This is a genomic window from Micromonospora sp. NPDC005163 (genome assembly GCF_053599835.1).
Window position 1 is genome coordinate 68,684 of record NZ_JBSFYP010000013.1, and the last position, 11,786, is coordinate 80,469.

The 11,786-nt window shown below is 72.1% G+C and carries 22 protein-coding genes; 14 read left to right on the forward strand and 8 right to left on the reverse strand.

Annotated features, from left to right (window positions below):
* Positions 1–57: 57 nt before the first annotated feature.
* From ACWD6N_RS11985 to ACWD6N_RS12050, 14 genes are all read left to right on the forward strand, one after another.
* A complete protein-coding gene (locus ACWD6N_RS11985) occupies positions 58–1,071 on the forward strand; it encodes an N-6 DNA methylase (protein WP_354966298.1) in 1,014 nt (337 codons plus the stop codon).
* A 114-nt stretch (positions 1,072–1,185) separates the two neighbouring features.
* Positions 1,186–1,392 carry a hypothetical protein gene (locus ACWD6N_RS11990; protein WP_354966297.1) on the forward strand — a complete coding sequence of 69 codons (207 nt, stop codon included), beginning with the start codon at positions 1,186–1,188 and terminating at the stop codon, positions 1,390–1,392.
* A gap of 139 nt (positions 1,393–1,531) precedes the next feature.
* Positions 1,532–2,059 (forward strand): hypothetical protein, encoded by a 528-nt coding sequence (locus ACWD6N_RS11995; protein ID WP_354966296.1) that lies wholly within the window; start codon positions 1,532–1,534, stop codon positions 2,057–2,059.
* Complete coding sequence (locus ACWD6N_RS12000) at positions 2,056–2,562, forward strand: hypothetical protein (RefSeq protein ID WP_354966295.1); 507 nt, start codon at positions 2,056–2,058, stop codon at positions 2,560–2,562. The genes ACWD6N_RS11995 and ACWD6N_RS12000 overlap by 4 nt, the downstream gene beginning before the upstream one ends.
* Positions 2,559–2,975 carry a hypothetical protein gene (locus ACWD6N_RS12005; protein WP_354966294.1) on the forward strand — a complete coding sequence of 139 codons (417 nt, stop codon included), beginning with the start codon at positions 2,559–2,561 and terminating at the stop codon, positions 2,973–2,975. The genes ACWD6N_RS12000 and ACWD6N_RS12005 overlap by 4 nt, the downstream gene beginning before the upstream one ends.
* The gene (locus ACWD6N_RS12010; protein WP_354966293.1) at positions 2,975–3,262 is read left to right on the forward strand and encodes a hypothetical protein; all 288 of its coding nucleotides are present in this window, start codon (positions 2,975–2,977) and stop codon (positions 3,260–3,262) included. Before ACWD6N_RS12005 ends, ACWD6N_RS12010 begins: the two co-directional genes overlap by 1 nt.
* A gap of 85 nt (positions 3,263–3,347) precedes the next feature.
* Positions 3,348–3,731, forward strand: coding sequence for a hypothetical protein (locus ACWD6N_RS12015; RefSeq protein WP_354966292.1), 384 nt, complete (start codon positions 3,348–3,350; stop codon positions 3,729–3,731).
* 152 nt (positions 3,732–3,883) lie between these two features.
* Positions 3,884–4,804 carry a hypothetical protein gene (locus ACWD6N_RS12020; protein WP_450004718.1) on the forward strand — a complete coding sequence of 307 codons (921 nt, stop codon included), beginning with the start codon at positions 3,884–3,886 and terminating at the stop codon, positions 4,802–4,804.
* A gap of 7 nt (positions 4,805–4,811) precedes the next feature.
* Positions 4,812–5,591, forward strand: a complete 780-nt coding sequence (locus ACWD6N_RS12025; protein WP_450004719.1) for a hypothetical protein — start codon at positions 4,812–4,814, stop codon at positions 5,589–5,591.
* Entirely contained in the window at positions 5,588–6,136 is a 549-nt protein-coding gene (locus ACWD6N_RS12030) for a hypothetical protein (RefSeq protein WP_354966289.1), read from the forward strand. Before ACWD6N_RS12025 ends, ACWD6N_RS12030 begins: the two co-directional genes overlap by 4 nt.
* Positions 6,136–6,411 carry a hypothetical protein gene (locus ACWD6N_RS12035; RefSeq protein ID WP_354966288.1) on the forward strand — a complete coding sequence of 92 codons (276 nt, stop codon included), beginning with the start codon at positions 6,136–6,138 and terminating at the stop codon, positions 6,409–6,411. The genes ACWD6N_RS12030 and ACWD6N_RS12035 overlap by 1 nt, the downstream gene beginning before the upstream one ends.
* A 5-nt stretch (positions 6,412–6,416) precedes the next feature.
* A complete protein-coding gene (locus ACWD6N_RS12040) occupies positions 6,417–6,842 on the forward strand; it encodes a hypothetical protein (RefSeq protein ID WP_354966287.1) in 426 nt (141 codons plus the stop codon).
* Between the two features lie 12 nt (positions 6,843–6,854).
* Entirely contained in the window at positions 6,855–7,202 is a 348-nt protein-coding gene (locus ACWD6N_RS12045; RefSeq protein WP_354966286.1) for a hypothetical protein, read from the forward strand.
* The gene (locus tag ACWD6N_RS12050) at positions 7,163–7,477 is read left to right on the forward strand and encodes a hypothetical protein (protein ID WP_450004720.1); all 315 of its coding nucleotides are present in this window, start codon (positions 7,163–7,165) and stop codon (positions 7,475–7,477) included. The genes ACWD6N_RS12045 and ACWD6N_RS12050 overlap by 40 nt, the downstream gene beginning before the upstream one ends.
* Positions 7,478–7,523: 46 nt before the next feature.
* On the opposite strand, the gene ACWD6N_RS12055 is transcribed toward ACWD6N_RS12050, so the two are convergent.
* The 8 genes from ACWD6N_RS12055 to ACWD6N_RS12090 all read right to left on the reverse strand — a co-directional run bounded on the left by ACWD6N_RS12055 (position 7,524) and on the right by ACWD6N_RS12090 (position 11,781).
* Positions 7,524–7,832: a hypothetical protein gene (locus ACWD6N_RS12055; RefSeq protein WP_354966285.1), complete on the reverse strand. Its 309-nt coding sequence runs from the start codon at positions 7,830–7,832 to the stop codon at positions 7,524–7,526.
* Positions 7,829–8,218, reverse strand: coding sequence for a hypothetical protein (locus tag ACWD6N_RS12060; RefSeq protein ID WP_450004721.1), 390 nt, complete (start codon positions 8,216–8,218; stop codon positions 7,829–7,831). The genes ACWD6N_RS12055 and ACWD6N_RS12060 overlap by 4 nt, the downstream gene beginning before the upstream one ends.
* 11 nt (positions 8,219–8,229) lie before the next feature.
* Positions 8,230–9,084, reverse strand: coding sequence for a peptidoglycan recognition protein family protein (locus ACWD6N_RS12065; RefSeq protein WP_450004722.1), 855 nt, complete (start codon positions 9,082–9,084; stop codon positions 8,230–8,232).
* A gap of 237 nt (positions 9,085–9,321) precedes the next feature.
* Positions 9,322–9,678 carry a hypothetical protein gene (locus ACWD6N_RS12070; protein ID WP_450004723.1) on the reverse strand — a complete coding sequence of 119 codons (357 nt, stop codon included), beginning with the start codon at positions 9,676–9,678 and terminating at the stop codon, positions 9,322–9,324.
* On the reverse strand, positions 9,672–10,058 hold the full coding sequence (locus tag ACWD6N_RS12075) for a hypothetical protein (RefSeq protein WP_450004724.1): 387 nt from the start codon (positions 10,056–10,058) through the stop codon (positions 9,672–9,674). Before ACWD6N_RS12075 ends, ACWD6N_RS12070 begins: the two co-directional genes overlap by 7 nt.
* Positions 10,055–10,480 carry a hypothetical protein gene (locus tag ACWD6N_RS12080; RefSeq protein ID WP_450004725.1) on the reverse strand — a complete coding sequence of 142 codons (426 nt, stop codon included), beginning with the start codon at positions 10,478–10,480 and terminating at the stop codon, positions 10,055–10,057. Before ACWD6N_RS12080 ends, ACWD6N_RS12075 begins: the two co-directional genes overlap by 4 nt.
* 209 nt (positions 10,481–10,689) lie before the next feature.
* Positions 10,690–10,896 carry a DUF397 domain-containing protein gene (locus ACWD6N_RS12085; RefSeq protein WP_450004726.1) on the reverse strand — a complete coding sequence of 69 codons (207 nt, stop codon included), beginning with the start codon at positions 10,894–10,896 and terminating at the stop codon, positions 10,690–10,692.
* A 15-nt stretch (positions 10,897–10,911) separates the two neighbouring features.
* A complete protein-coding gene (locus ACWD6N_RS12090; protein WP_450004727.1) occupies positions 10,912–11,781 on the reverse strand; it encodes a helix-turn-helix domain-containing protein in 870 nt (289 codons plus the stop codon).
* Positions 11,782–11,786 lie beyond the last annotated feature (5 nt).

The window sequence follows — 11,786 nt, forward strand, 5'->3', positions numbered from 1 at the left end:
GCGGGGGCGCTGCCGTTCCCGCCGGCGGGAGGCCGGCGGTTCACGTGGAGGAGAGAGATGACGACAACGACGGTGGCGCGGCGCGCGAACGCCGTGCCGGCCGACCCGCGGCAGCACGCGCGGGACATCGCCGAGGCGGTCGACTACGCGTGGCACAGCCGGTACGGCGGCTCGCGGATCGAGGTGCCGATGTCGGTGGTGGCCGCCCTGGCGCTGGTGGCCAGGGAGACGGAGGACCCCGACCGGCTTGCGGCGCTGGCCGAGACGTTCGAGCGCCTGGACTACGAGGGGTTCGGGCTGCTGATGCAGCGGCTGTGGTGCGAGTTCGCGGCGATCCGGCCCGACCTGAACCCGCGGACGATCCACCTGTGGTCGTGGATCGACGAGGACCAGGACGAGACGGTGCTGCGCGCCGTGCAGGCCGTCGGTCAGGCGGCGCTGCGCAAGGGCCTGTTCGGGCGGTGCGGGCCGGACGGCTGGGGCGACACTGACCTGCTGGGGATGCTGCTCCAGACGATGAAGAGCCACAGCGGGAAGAAGGGCATCGGCCAGTTCCTCACGCCGGAGAGCGTGACGCTGCTGCTCGGCCGGATGCTGGCCCCGACCGAGGGCACGAGGGTCCTGGAGCCGTGCGCGGGCACGGGCACGATGCTGCTCGGCGCCGCGCAGGCGATGCGGGAGAACGGGCTCGATCCGACGACGTGCGAGTGGTGGGCGAACGACCTCGACCCGCTGGCGGCGGCGCTGTGCGCGGTGAACTTCCACCTGTGGGGGCTGGGCTGGCGGGTGGTCGTCGGCTGCGGCGACGGGCTGCTGGACGAGTGGATGCACGAGGCACTGCGGACCCGGCAGGTGGCGATCGACGAGATGCAGCGGGCGTGGAAGTTGGCCCGGCAGATCGCGGCGGTGCGGCACGTCCTGGAGCTGCCGACGCCGGAGAGCGCGCTGGACGGGCACCTGCGCAAGGCGAGGCCGAAGCCGCCGCCCCCGCCTCCGGCACCGCGGCCCGCGCCGCCGGCCTCGTCGACGTTCGACGCGGAGGCGGTGTTCCGGCAGGGCCGGTTGTTCTGACCGGCCTTGTGTGACCTGTTACACAGCCCCGCACGTACATAAACTGTGTACGTGCGGGGACTGGTCGCATACAATGTATGTGTACACCTCGCCCCGTCTCACGTGGAGGAACAGATGGCGAAGAGCGCGATCCAGCAGGGCAAGCGGGTGGCAGTCGAGTGCCTGCCGAATGGGGCTTGCTACGACGCCGAGGACTGCTGCGTGCACTGCCGGGAGCACATCGCGGACCCGCACCAGCCGGACTGCGTGCACGGGGACGAGCCGGTCGACGAGTGCGACGCGCGGCCGGCCGACCCGTCCGAGGTGACCGAGCGCGGCTAGTGGCTGCGTAGGCGGGGCTGGGCGGCGCCCGGCCCCGGTGCGGAGTTCCTAGATGGGCTCTCGCTGTACGGCCGCTATTGACGATTGCGACCGGACAGCGCAAGGTATCGGTTCGACCCAAGTTCACGTGGAGGTCAACGTGGGTCTAAGAGCGCTCATCGGCACCGAGGGTGCCGGCGGGTTCTACCGGGCGAGGCACGTCCAGCACGACGCCTGCCCGACGATGATCGTGCCCGCCCTGTCCGTGCTGGTGCACGACATGCTCGGGCACAACGTCCAGGCGGCCGTCGACGAGCTGATGCGCTCCGACTGGTCGAGGCTGTACGCCCTGCCGGGCACCGGCACCGCCGGGCACCTCGTCGGCGTGCCGAGCCACAGCGGCCCGGAGCCCGAGGCCGGGCACCTCGCCTCGGCCAACGCCGGGGACCGCGAGTGGGCGTACCTGTTCGGCGGCCACCGGCTGCACGTCTACCTGGGGGTGCTCCCCGAGCGCGGCCCGAAGCAGTGGAAGCCGTGGGCGTGCTGGTCGGTGCACGAGCTGCCGAGCCTGACGGTGACGGACCTGCTGGACGTGCAGAAGCGGGGCTACGCCACCCAGTGGAGGGCGAGCGACTTCCGGGGCTACATGGAGGCGGTCCGCGACCGCAGGCGGGAGGTTGTGGGATGAAGGCGCTGGTGGGGCAGTTCGCCCCGGGGAGCCGGTGGTACCGGGCCCGGACCGTCGAGCTGGAGGGCCAGCCCAGCTGGACCCTCGCGCAGCTGCGGGTGATCTGGGCGCGCACCTTCCGGCGGGACACCGCCGAGTTCGTGGAGGCGCTGCTGCACCGGGACTGGTCGGTGCTGGCCTGCACGCCGTGGCCGGCGGCGGCCGTCGCCGAGCGGCGCCCCGATTGGGCGTACGTGTGCGGCATGGGGCGCGCGGCGCGCCCCGAGGTGTCCGGCCGGGCGCTCGTCGGGCGGATGGGCGAGGACGCGCCCGACGACGGCGACGGCTGGGCCTACCTGTGGGAGCACGGCCTGGGCGCGCTGCACGTCTACGCGGCCCGGGCCGGTCGGTGGCACCACCTGGCGACGTTGCCGGCCGATGTGTGGTCCGGGCTGACCGAGCAGCTGGTGGTCGATGTGGAGAGCCGGCTCTGCTGGCTGGAGCGAGAGGAGACGGCGGCGTGACCGCTGGGACGAGGGGACAGGGCAGCCAGCCGATCCGGACGGACGAGCTGCGCCGCCGCGATGAGGTGCTGCTGTTCGGGCAGCTGGTCGCGATCGCCGACGTGCAGTCGGTGCGGGAGTTCCCGAACTGCGTCAACCTGGTGATCCTGCCGCGCGGCGGGCAGCCGAGGGAGACGCTGGTGCCTCGCGACATGCTGCTGCTCGGGATGCGGTTGCCCCGGCTGCTGTCGCTGTCGTGCGTGGGCTGCAAGGGGGCGGTGAAGACGCCGGTCGACCTGGCGCTGGGCCCGGTGACCGAGGTGGTGTGCGGCGGCTGCCGTGGCCTGATCGTCGAGGGAACCGCGCGGCAGACGCCGCCGGCCCCGGCCGGACCGCTGGCCGGACCGTGGCTGACCCCGGCCGGGAGGGTCTGATGTCGAGCGACGTGTTCCGGGCGCTGCTGGCCGACAACGACGCCGACCGGGAGAAGTTCATCAGCCGGGACGTGCTGCGGCACGGGGTGATGCGGCAGATCGTCTGCGAGCGCAGCGGCAAGGTGCTCGACGTCCGTACCGCGGTCATGGCGACGACGGTGAAGGGCGACAGCCGCAGCGCGTACGTGCTCGACGGGCCCGCCTGGGACGAGGTGGAGCCGGCGCTGCGCGGCAAGGCCGCCGAGCTGGGCATGGAGGTTGAGGTGATCGACGGCCGGACGCTGTGACGGGGCTGCCGGGCGTTGCCCGGCCGTGACAAGATGCGGGGCCGCACCCATCGGGTGCGGCCCCGTTCACTGTGGAGGAAGCACAATGGAGCAGCCACTGACGACGTTCGAGAGCCACATAGCCGGCCGCAACGCGCAGGTCGCGATCTGGCCGGATCGGATCGAGTGGAGCAAGCCGGGCCGGACGAAGGTGGCGAACGTGCTGCTGGTGATCCTCGCCGTCTACACGATCGGGCTGACGCTCCTCGCGCCAGCGTGCCGGCCGCGCTTCAAGCAGCAGGGCCGGCAGATGCTCGCCATGCGCGCGGTGCAGTCGGTGGCCAGCCGGCGCGACGGGCTGCACACCGCCGTGGCGGTGGTGGCCGGCGCGACGACGATCGACTTCCGGGTGCCGCACGACCGGGCGGAGAACATCGAGGCGCTGATCCGCGACCTGGTGCTGGGCAACCACCCGAGCGTGCAGCGGTAGCACCGCCGACAGCCTGACGCCGAGGGCGCTGTGTCCCACCCGGGGCCAGCGCCCTCTCGGCTACGCTGGCGGGGTATTCGCCGCTGGCTGCGGGCCGGGCATGGAGCTCTCCTGTTGAGGATGTGCCGATGTCCGCGGTGTGCGATACCCCCGTGAAGGGGAAGATGCTCCGGGCCACCAAGCTCGGGGTTTGCGGTGACCCGATCCTGGGCGCCGGAGGCTGGCCAATCCACGTCACGTCGAAGGGCTTCGTCTCGGTCGAGTACGCGGCCGAGGTCGACGACGGCGAGGAGATCGACCAGAAGGACGCCAACGGCGACAGCCTGGTCTACGAGCCGGCCCGGCGCCGGATCAAGCTGTACAACGTGACGGTGACCGCCGGCCGGGTCGACCCGGAGCTGTACACGCTGTTCACCGGGATGCCCGTGGTGCTCGACGAGGACGGCAACGCAACGGGCCTGCGGATCACCAGCAAGGTGAACCTCGACTCGGCGGTGGCGCTGGAGCTGTGGTCGGGGACGGCGCTCAAGAAGTGCGCAGCCGGCGCGGTGCAGCGACCCCGGTTCGGGTACTTCCTGCTCCCGCAGATCATCGACGGGCAGATCGGCGACTTCACGATCGAGAACGGGGCGGCCAGCTTCACCCTGACCGGCAAGGCGATCGAGAACCCGGGGTGGGGGACCGGCCCGTACGACGTCTACCTGCGGTCGACGGGCGTCGAGGCGCTGGAGAGCCCGATGGGCGACTTCGACCTGCTCCACCTCGACTGGACGCAGCTGCCGCCGCCGGCGCCGACGTGCGGCGTGACCCCGCGGCCGCCGGACGGCACCGTGGCGGCCGACGCCACCGACGCGACCGACATGACGGCGGAGTACACGGCGACGTACGTGCCGGCGGGCCCGCCGCCGCAGCCGTACACCGTGGATTGGGGCGACGGAGCGCAGACGATCGGCCCTGCCGAGCTGGCGAAGGTGAGCCACGAGTACGCGGCCCCCGGGACGTACCTCATCACGGTCACCGACACGACTACGGGCGCGTCGCGCTTCAAGTCGTTCGTCGCCCCCGCGGTCTGAGGTAGCGGTGACGCAGCCGGTGCGAACCGGCCCGTGCCAGTGGCCGCTGAACACGGCGTACTGCAAGGGCTGGGACGCCATCGACGAGGCGGCCCGGGCGGCGGCCACGGACCTGGCCACGGAGATCCTGTGGGCCCTGTCCGGCCGCCGGTACGGCGTGTGCCCGACGACGGTGCGGCCGTGCCGGCGCAACGATCACGACGCCTGGCTCCGCTTGGAGCGGTGGCTGCCACTGTCGTACGGCAGCCTGGCGGTCGCCTTCTGCGGCTGCGTTGGGCACATCTGCTCGTGCAGCTCGTCGGGGTGCGAGCTGAGCCTGCCCGGCCCGGTCCACGCGGTCACGCGGGTGCTCGTCGACGGGGCGGTGGTGCCAGCGGCGGCGTACGCGGTGTACGACCGGCGGTGGCTGGTGCGGGTCGACGGGAAGTGCTGGCCGGACCGGCAGGACCTGACGGTGGCCGACGACCAGCCGGGCGCGTGGGCGGTGACGTACGAGCGGGGAGTGGAGGTGCCGGCGGGCGGGAAGATCGCCGCCGGCCACATGGCCTGCGAGCTGGCGAAGGCGATGGTCAGCGACAACACCTGCCGGCTGCCCAGGCGGGTGCAGTCGCTGGTGCGCCAGGGTGTGCAGCAGACGTTCGTCGACCCGGCGCAGCTCGCCAAGGACGGCATGACCGGGCTGCCGGAGGTCGACCAGTGGCTGCGGGTGGTGAACCCACACCGACTGCCTCGTGACTCGGTGGTGTGGTCGCCGGATCTGGACCGGGGCAGGAGGAGGACGTCATGACGGAGCCGGTGGCTCAGGTCGCCGACGACGTGGCGTGGCCGGTAGCGGTGCGGCTGCGCGAGCTCGTCGGCGACGCGCTCGCCGAAGCGCTCGGCGGGGCGCCTGCCGTGTGCGCGGTGGTGCCCGGCCGGGACGTGGCGATCGACTCGTGCTGCGACGGGCAGGCGTGGGTGCGGATCGTGCGGACGTACCCGGTGCTGGCGGGGGACTTCCCGAACGGGCGCGGGACGCCGCTCGGCGCGGGCAACGACCCGGGGGCGTTCTGGGCGGTGGAGCTAGGTGCCGGCAGCGCCCGCTGCGCGCCCAGCCCCGACGACCAAGGGAACCCGCCGACCGGGGCTGAACTCGAGCGCTCGGCGGCGGAGTTGGCCGACGACGCCGGCCGGATCCGGCGGGCGGTGCTGTGCGAGCTGCAGAAGGTCGAGTCCGTTGAGGACGTGTGGATCGGGGAGCAGTCCAGCGTCGGCCCGTCCGGCGGCTGCGTGGGCCAGGAGGTCCTGGTCGCGGTGATGACGAACGTCTGCGTGTGCGAGGAGGAAGTCTGATGCGGAAGGGCCAGAAGGTCACGGTGAAGGCGCTGGCGGCGATGCCGGGCGTCGCCGACGGCGCGGTGCTGCACAACGTCGAGTGGGGTCCGCGGCTGGCGACGCTCGTCGACGCCGGCAGGTACGAGGTCCTGGAGGGCGGCGACGCCGAGCCGGCCACCACCACGGCGGTCGCCACCGCGGAGGCGGGCGGCGACGAGCGCGGCGACGCCGGCGAGGCGACCACCACGGCGGCCGCCGACGGTGACGGCCCGAGACGGACCCGGCGGCGCTGATGGGAGTGCGGGTCAATACGCGCCTCGACCTGTTCGCGGGGGAGATGCGGCAGCTGCTCACCGGCCCGATCGGGCCGGTGCTGTCGTTCGTGCGCAGCGTGACCCGACGCGTCCGGACCCGGGCCGTGTTGAAGTGCCCGGTGGACACCGGCCGGCTCCGCTCCGCGCACCGCGAGGAGGTCGGCGTCCGGTCCGGCCAGGTGTACGGCTTCGTGGTGAACGACACGGAGTACGCGGCGATGGTCCACGGCGGGACCAAGCCGCACCAGATCCGGCCCCGGCGGCCGGGCGGGACGCTGCGGTTCGAGACGGGTGGCCAGGTCGTGTTCACGACGCTGGTGAACCACCCGGGCACGCGGGCGCAGCCATGGCTGCGCGAGGCGATGGAGGAAGTGGCGGTCTCGGCGGGGTTCCGGATCGTCCGCTCATAGGGGAGGAAGCAGATGAAGGAGTTCACGACCAGCGCGAAGGCGGCGGCGTCCGGGGACGGCAACAAGCTGCCGGACGTCAAGTTCAAGCTGGACAAGCAGAAAATGGTGTGCCGGGCGCCGAAAGACGCGCAGCTGGCGTACCTGATGGCGGCGGCATCGTCGAGCCGGACCGAGGCGGACCAGGTGGCGGCGGTGCTCGACTTCTTCGAGCAGACGCTGGACCCGCCGAGCCTGGCGGTGTTCAAGAAGCGGCTGCTGAACACGAACGACGAGTTCGACTTCAGCGACGCCATGGCGATCTTCCAGCACGTGTGCGAGGAGTGGTCGGCCCGCCCTACTGGGTCGGGCAGCGACTCCTGACCCTGGCGGTCAAACGCTGGCCCGAGTTCCACGGCTCAATGCTGCTGCGCACCGGCCGGGAGCCGCTGGACCTGCCGCTGCCGTCGCTGCTGGACGTGATCTACGCCTGGTGGGTGGAGGGCGGCACCGAGAAGGACGTGGCGAAGTTCCGGCAGGCGCTGGAGGCTCCGCCGACGGAGGCGGATCTGGAGGACCGCGAGGAGTGGTCCGACGACGAGACTGACGACTCGTTCGCCTGTGCGCTGGGCGGTATGAGGCGCGCGGGCTCTACATAGCGAGGAGGGCGACCCCAACCGGGGTCGCCCTCCTCGTGTCGGTGGATCAGCGGAAGTCGCGGTCGCGGAACATGGTGCCTGGCGGCACCGGCGCCGGCGTGGCCGGCAGCTCCTCGGCGGCCGGCGCTGCGGCGAGGAACGGCAGGAACCGCTCCATGAAGCTCTCGACGCCGGGCAGCGCGAGTACCCGGGTGATCGCGGCGGCGACGCCGACGACCTGGGCGACCGCGGGCACGGTGTCGATGCCGCCGGCGACGGCGATCGTCGGCAGCAGCGACAGGCCGGCGACCGTACCGGCGAAGATGGTTCGGGCGGTGGCCCGCCACGGGTGGCGGGTCTGCGTGGCAGTGCTCATGGGGTACCTCCGAGGGTTTGGATCTTCGCCTTGAGCTGGGCGTTTTGGATGAGGAGTTGGTCGCGTTCGGCCGCGACGTTCTTGCGGGCCTGCACTTCGGTACGCAGATGGGCGACCTCGGCCTTGGCCTGGGCCAGCTCCTCGCGGAGTCCGGCGATGGTCAGGTTCGCGGCCGCCATCTGTGTCTCGGCGAGGTGGAGTTTCGTCTCCGCGCCGGACAGCTGGGCATCCATGCGGCCCAGCAGCCGCTCCGCGATCTGGGTCTCGTAGTCGGCGAGGGTGGTGCGTTCCTTGCGCCGGCCGATGACCCAGGTCACGAGGCGGTCGATGACGATGCCCGCGACTGACCCGCCGCCGATGAAGGCGAGTACCTGCTCGGGCGTCATGACAGGGCCGCCTAGGTGACCGGGTTGCGGTAGGCGGCGTTCCAGGTGTTGACGCCGATCAGGCCGTCCTGGTCCAGGTGCTGGTCCTTCTGGAACGCCAGGGCCAACGCGCGGTACTCCGGGCCGTAGATGCCGTCGTTGCCGGCCTTGCCGAGCCAGCTGCGGCCCTTACCGACCGACCAGCCCCGGCGGGCGATCTGGCTGGCCCACTCCTTGAGCCACGCCCGGTCGGTGCGGCCCCGGAAGTAGCGCTCGTACTTGCCGGATACCGAGTAGTCCGGACCGGTGGCCGGCCCGAAGTACCAGCCGCTCGGCAAGGGGAACGCGATGGGCGTGCCCGGCGCCGGCTTCGTGCCGGCCGGCGGCTTCGGCTGCGTCGCGGGGGGCTGCCCGACGACCGGCAGGCCGGCCTTGAGCCAGGCGTAGATCTCGTCGCCGGGGCATTCGGTGGACCCGCGGTCGCGGTGGCCGAGGAGGGTGAGCCGCTTGCCCTTGCGGTCGTTGGCCTCGTCGTAGAGCCACTTGAAGGCGCGGCGGGCGGCGTCGGAGACGTCCTGGCGGCCGGCCTGGTCCTTGCCGATGATGCAGACGCCGATGGACTCGGTGTTGTGGCCGGCGCAGTGCGCGCCGAGGACGGTCCATCCGCGGCCCTCGAAGAGGTCGCCGGTGACGGAGTTGATGAGGAAGTTGTAGCCGATGTCGCTCCAGTCCCGGACCCGCATGTGGTAGTCCTGGATCTGGCGTGGGGTCTGGGTGGCGCTGGCGGCCGAGTAGTGGCCCATGAAGACGGTCCGCTTGGACCAGGGCACGGTGGAGCGGGACTCGGGCGGGCGGGCGCCCCATTCGGCGCGGCTGATGATGTCCACGGGTGGTCCTCCGGCAGCAGTGATCGGCTGTCGGGGGACGCCTCTACGGTATCGGTCCGGCGTGGATGGCGCGGGACCGGTTGGTTGCGGCCCGGGTGAGCGGGCCCGCCGCGACTGCACCGTGAGCTGCGCAGCGGGCCCGCTCTTTCCGCGCGACCGAGAACACGGGGGGGAACTCGGTAGCGCGGGCTGTGGCCCGCCGGCCGTCGCTTCGCGGGAAGCGGCGACCGGCGGGGTCTAGGTGCGCCAGACGTAGCTGATGTCGGCGGCGGTCGGACCGATGGTGGCCTTGACCAGCAGCATCTCCAGCACGGACTGGCGGTAGGGGACGGCGATGTCGCTGATGGTGGCTCGCCGCTCGGCGGCGGTCCAGACGATCGACTCGATGGCGTCAGCGTCGAGGACCTCGCGGCGGCAGGCCATGCCGCATTTGTAGGTGCGCTGGTTGATGGTGCCGCCGCCGGCACGGGGACCGGAGAGGAAGGCGCAGACCATCCGCAGGTCGCAGTTCCCGCACCACAGCAGCAGCCGCAGCAGGTACGGGTCGGTCGTCGCGGTCATCTTGGTCCGCAGCGACGGCGGCGGGTTCACCATGGGTTGCACGCCGGGGGGCGGCGGGCTCCACCTCCCGCCTGCCCCCCGGCCAGGACCGGCCGGGCCACGTCGGGCACTGACGCCATGCCCGTCGGGTATGCCGGCTCCTGCGCCGCCCCGGCACCCCCTGCGGGGACGGCGGACGGAACGGGCCGCTCGTGCCACGGCTGGGGCGCGGCGTCGGCGGCCGTGACCGAGGTGGGGCTGATGCCCGCAGCCTCGATGACGACGGAGGCGTTGTAGCGGGACCGGCAGCCGACCTGCCCGCAGGAGCAGGTGCCCATCGGGCCGGGCTGGTGCCGCAGGTAGACCTCGACGCAGTGCCGGTACATGACGCTGCGGGAGAGGTTCGGGATGACGTTGGGCAGGCGGATTGTCATGGCCGCCCCCCGTGGCCACGCCACGCCTGCGCACGGGTGAACAGCCCACCGATGAGGGTGGGGCCGTTCCAGTTCGGCGGCGCGGACGGTCCCGGAGGGCCCGGGGATGCCGGTTCCGCCGGGCCCTCCGGCACCGTCCGCGCCCACTGGGTGGCGGTGCACGGCCACGAGTTGGTGCACCAGGTGCAGCGCTGAGTCCGGTGCAGGCGGGGCCGCCATCCCAGGCGCAGGTTGAGGGATCGGCGGCCGGGTCGGTGGACGGCCAGCACGAAGCCGGCGAACGTCAGGCGGTGCTCCGCGTCGGCGAAGACGATGTACCCCTCGTGGGGGACAAGCTCGCCGGGCGGCGGCGGCGGAACGTCGTCGTCTGCCAGCGGGGTGGTGCGGGGTGCTGCATGTAGACCGTGTCCTGCCTGGACCATGAGATGCCCCCAGGGGTGCTGTTCTCCGAGTTGGTCTTGCGTGGCACTGTGCTGAATTAGCACCGTGCCGGCTAGCACGGTGCCAGCATGGCACGGAGCTGGTCTATGTCACAAGGGGAACGCGGGAACTGACTCGGTGTGTCTGCCGTGGACGCGACGAGGGGCCGGCACCGTGCGGTGCCGGCCCCTCGGTGGGGTGCTGGTGGTGGTCAGGCCAGGTCGAACGCGCCGTTCTTCGCGCCAGCGATGAACGCGGCCCAGCCTGCGCCGTTGAAGGTCAGTGCGGGCCCGGACCGGTCCTTGCTGTCGCGGACTCGCATCACGCTGCCGTCAACGGCGTCGGACACCTCGACGCAGTTCTGGCCGCCGTCGGACCGGGTGGACTTCCGCCAGCGGCGGAACTCGGGATCGCTCATGGGGGACTCCCTGGGTCAGGCTTCGGCAGCCAACGCGCCGGCTGCCTTCTGGATGAGGTCCGCGCTCTCCTCGGTGGACAGCGCGGCGTCACGCAGCTGGTCGAACAGCTGCGCGTACCGCTGCGCCTCCCGGGCGTCGGTGACCAGCAGGTCGGCCGTCACGGTGTCGACGGCGACCAGCGTCAGGTCCTCGGCGTCCGGGTAGGCGTACAGGGAGAACGGCGAGCGTGGCACGTATCCGCGGCCGAGCCGGGCGTCAACCGGCAGGACGCGGACGCTGATGTTCTCCCTGGTCGTGGCCAGGTCGAGCAGGTGAAGCAACTGCTCCCGCATGACCCCGGGCGGCACAGGCTGCCGCTCGATGGCCTGCGGTTCCAGCACGACGTCGTAGTCCGACCCGTCCGGGCCGGAAATCTGCTGCTGCCGCCGGAGCCGACCGGCGACGGTGCCGTTGAGGTCGAAGTCGGCTCCGTCGTCGAGCGCCACCTGGCCTCGGTGGCGTGCGTACGCCTCGGTCTGGAGCAGGCCGGGCAGCAGCGAGTTCTGGTACTCGCGGATGGTGCGGGCGCCGCTCTCGATGTCGGCGGTCTTGGCCTGGCGCTCACCCATGCCGGCGAACTCCGGTCCGGTCCACCAGCCCTTGGCGAGGCCGTCGCGAGCGACCCGCTGGAGTCCCCGGTACCGCTCGTCGTCCTCGGCCAGGAGTACGTCGAGCAGCTTGAGGATGGTGTCGAGCGGACGGCGCTCGCCGTTCTCGACCTTGGACACGGCGGTCCGGTCGAGCCCGGCCCGGCGGCCGAGCTCCACGCCGGTGAGGCCCGCCTGGTCCCGCAGTTCGCGGATGGCGTTGCCGAGCCGTAGACGGCGGGCGAGGGGGCTGATCACGTGGT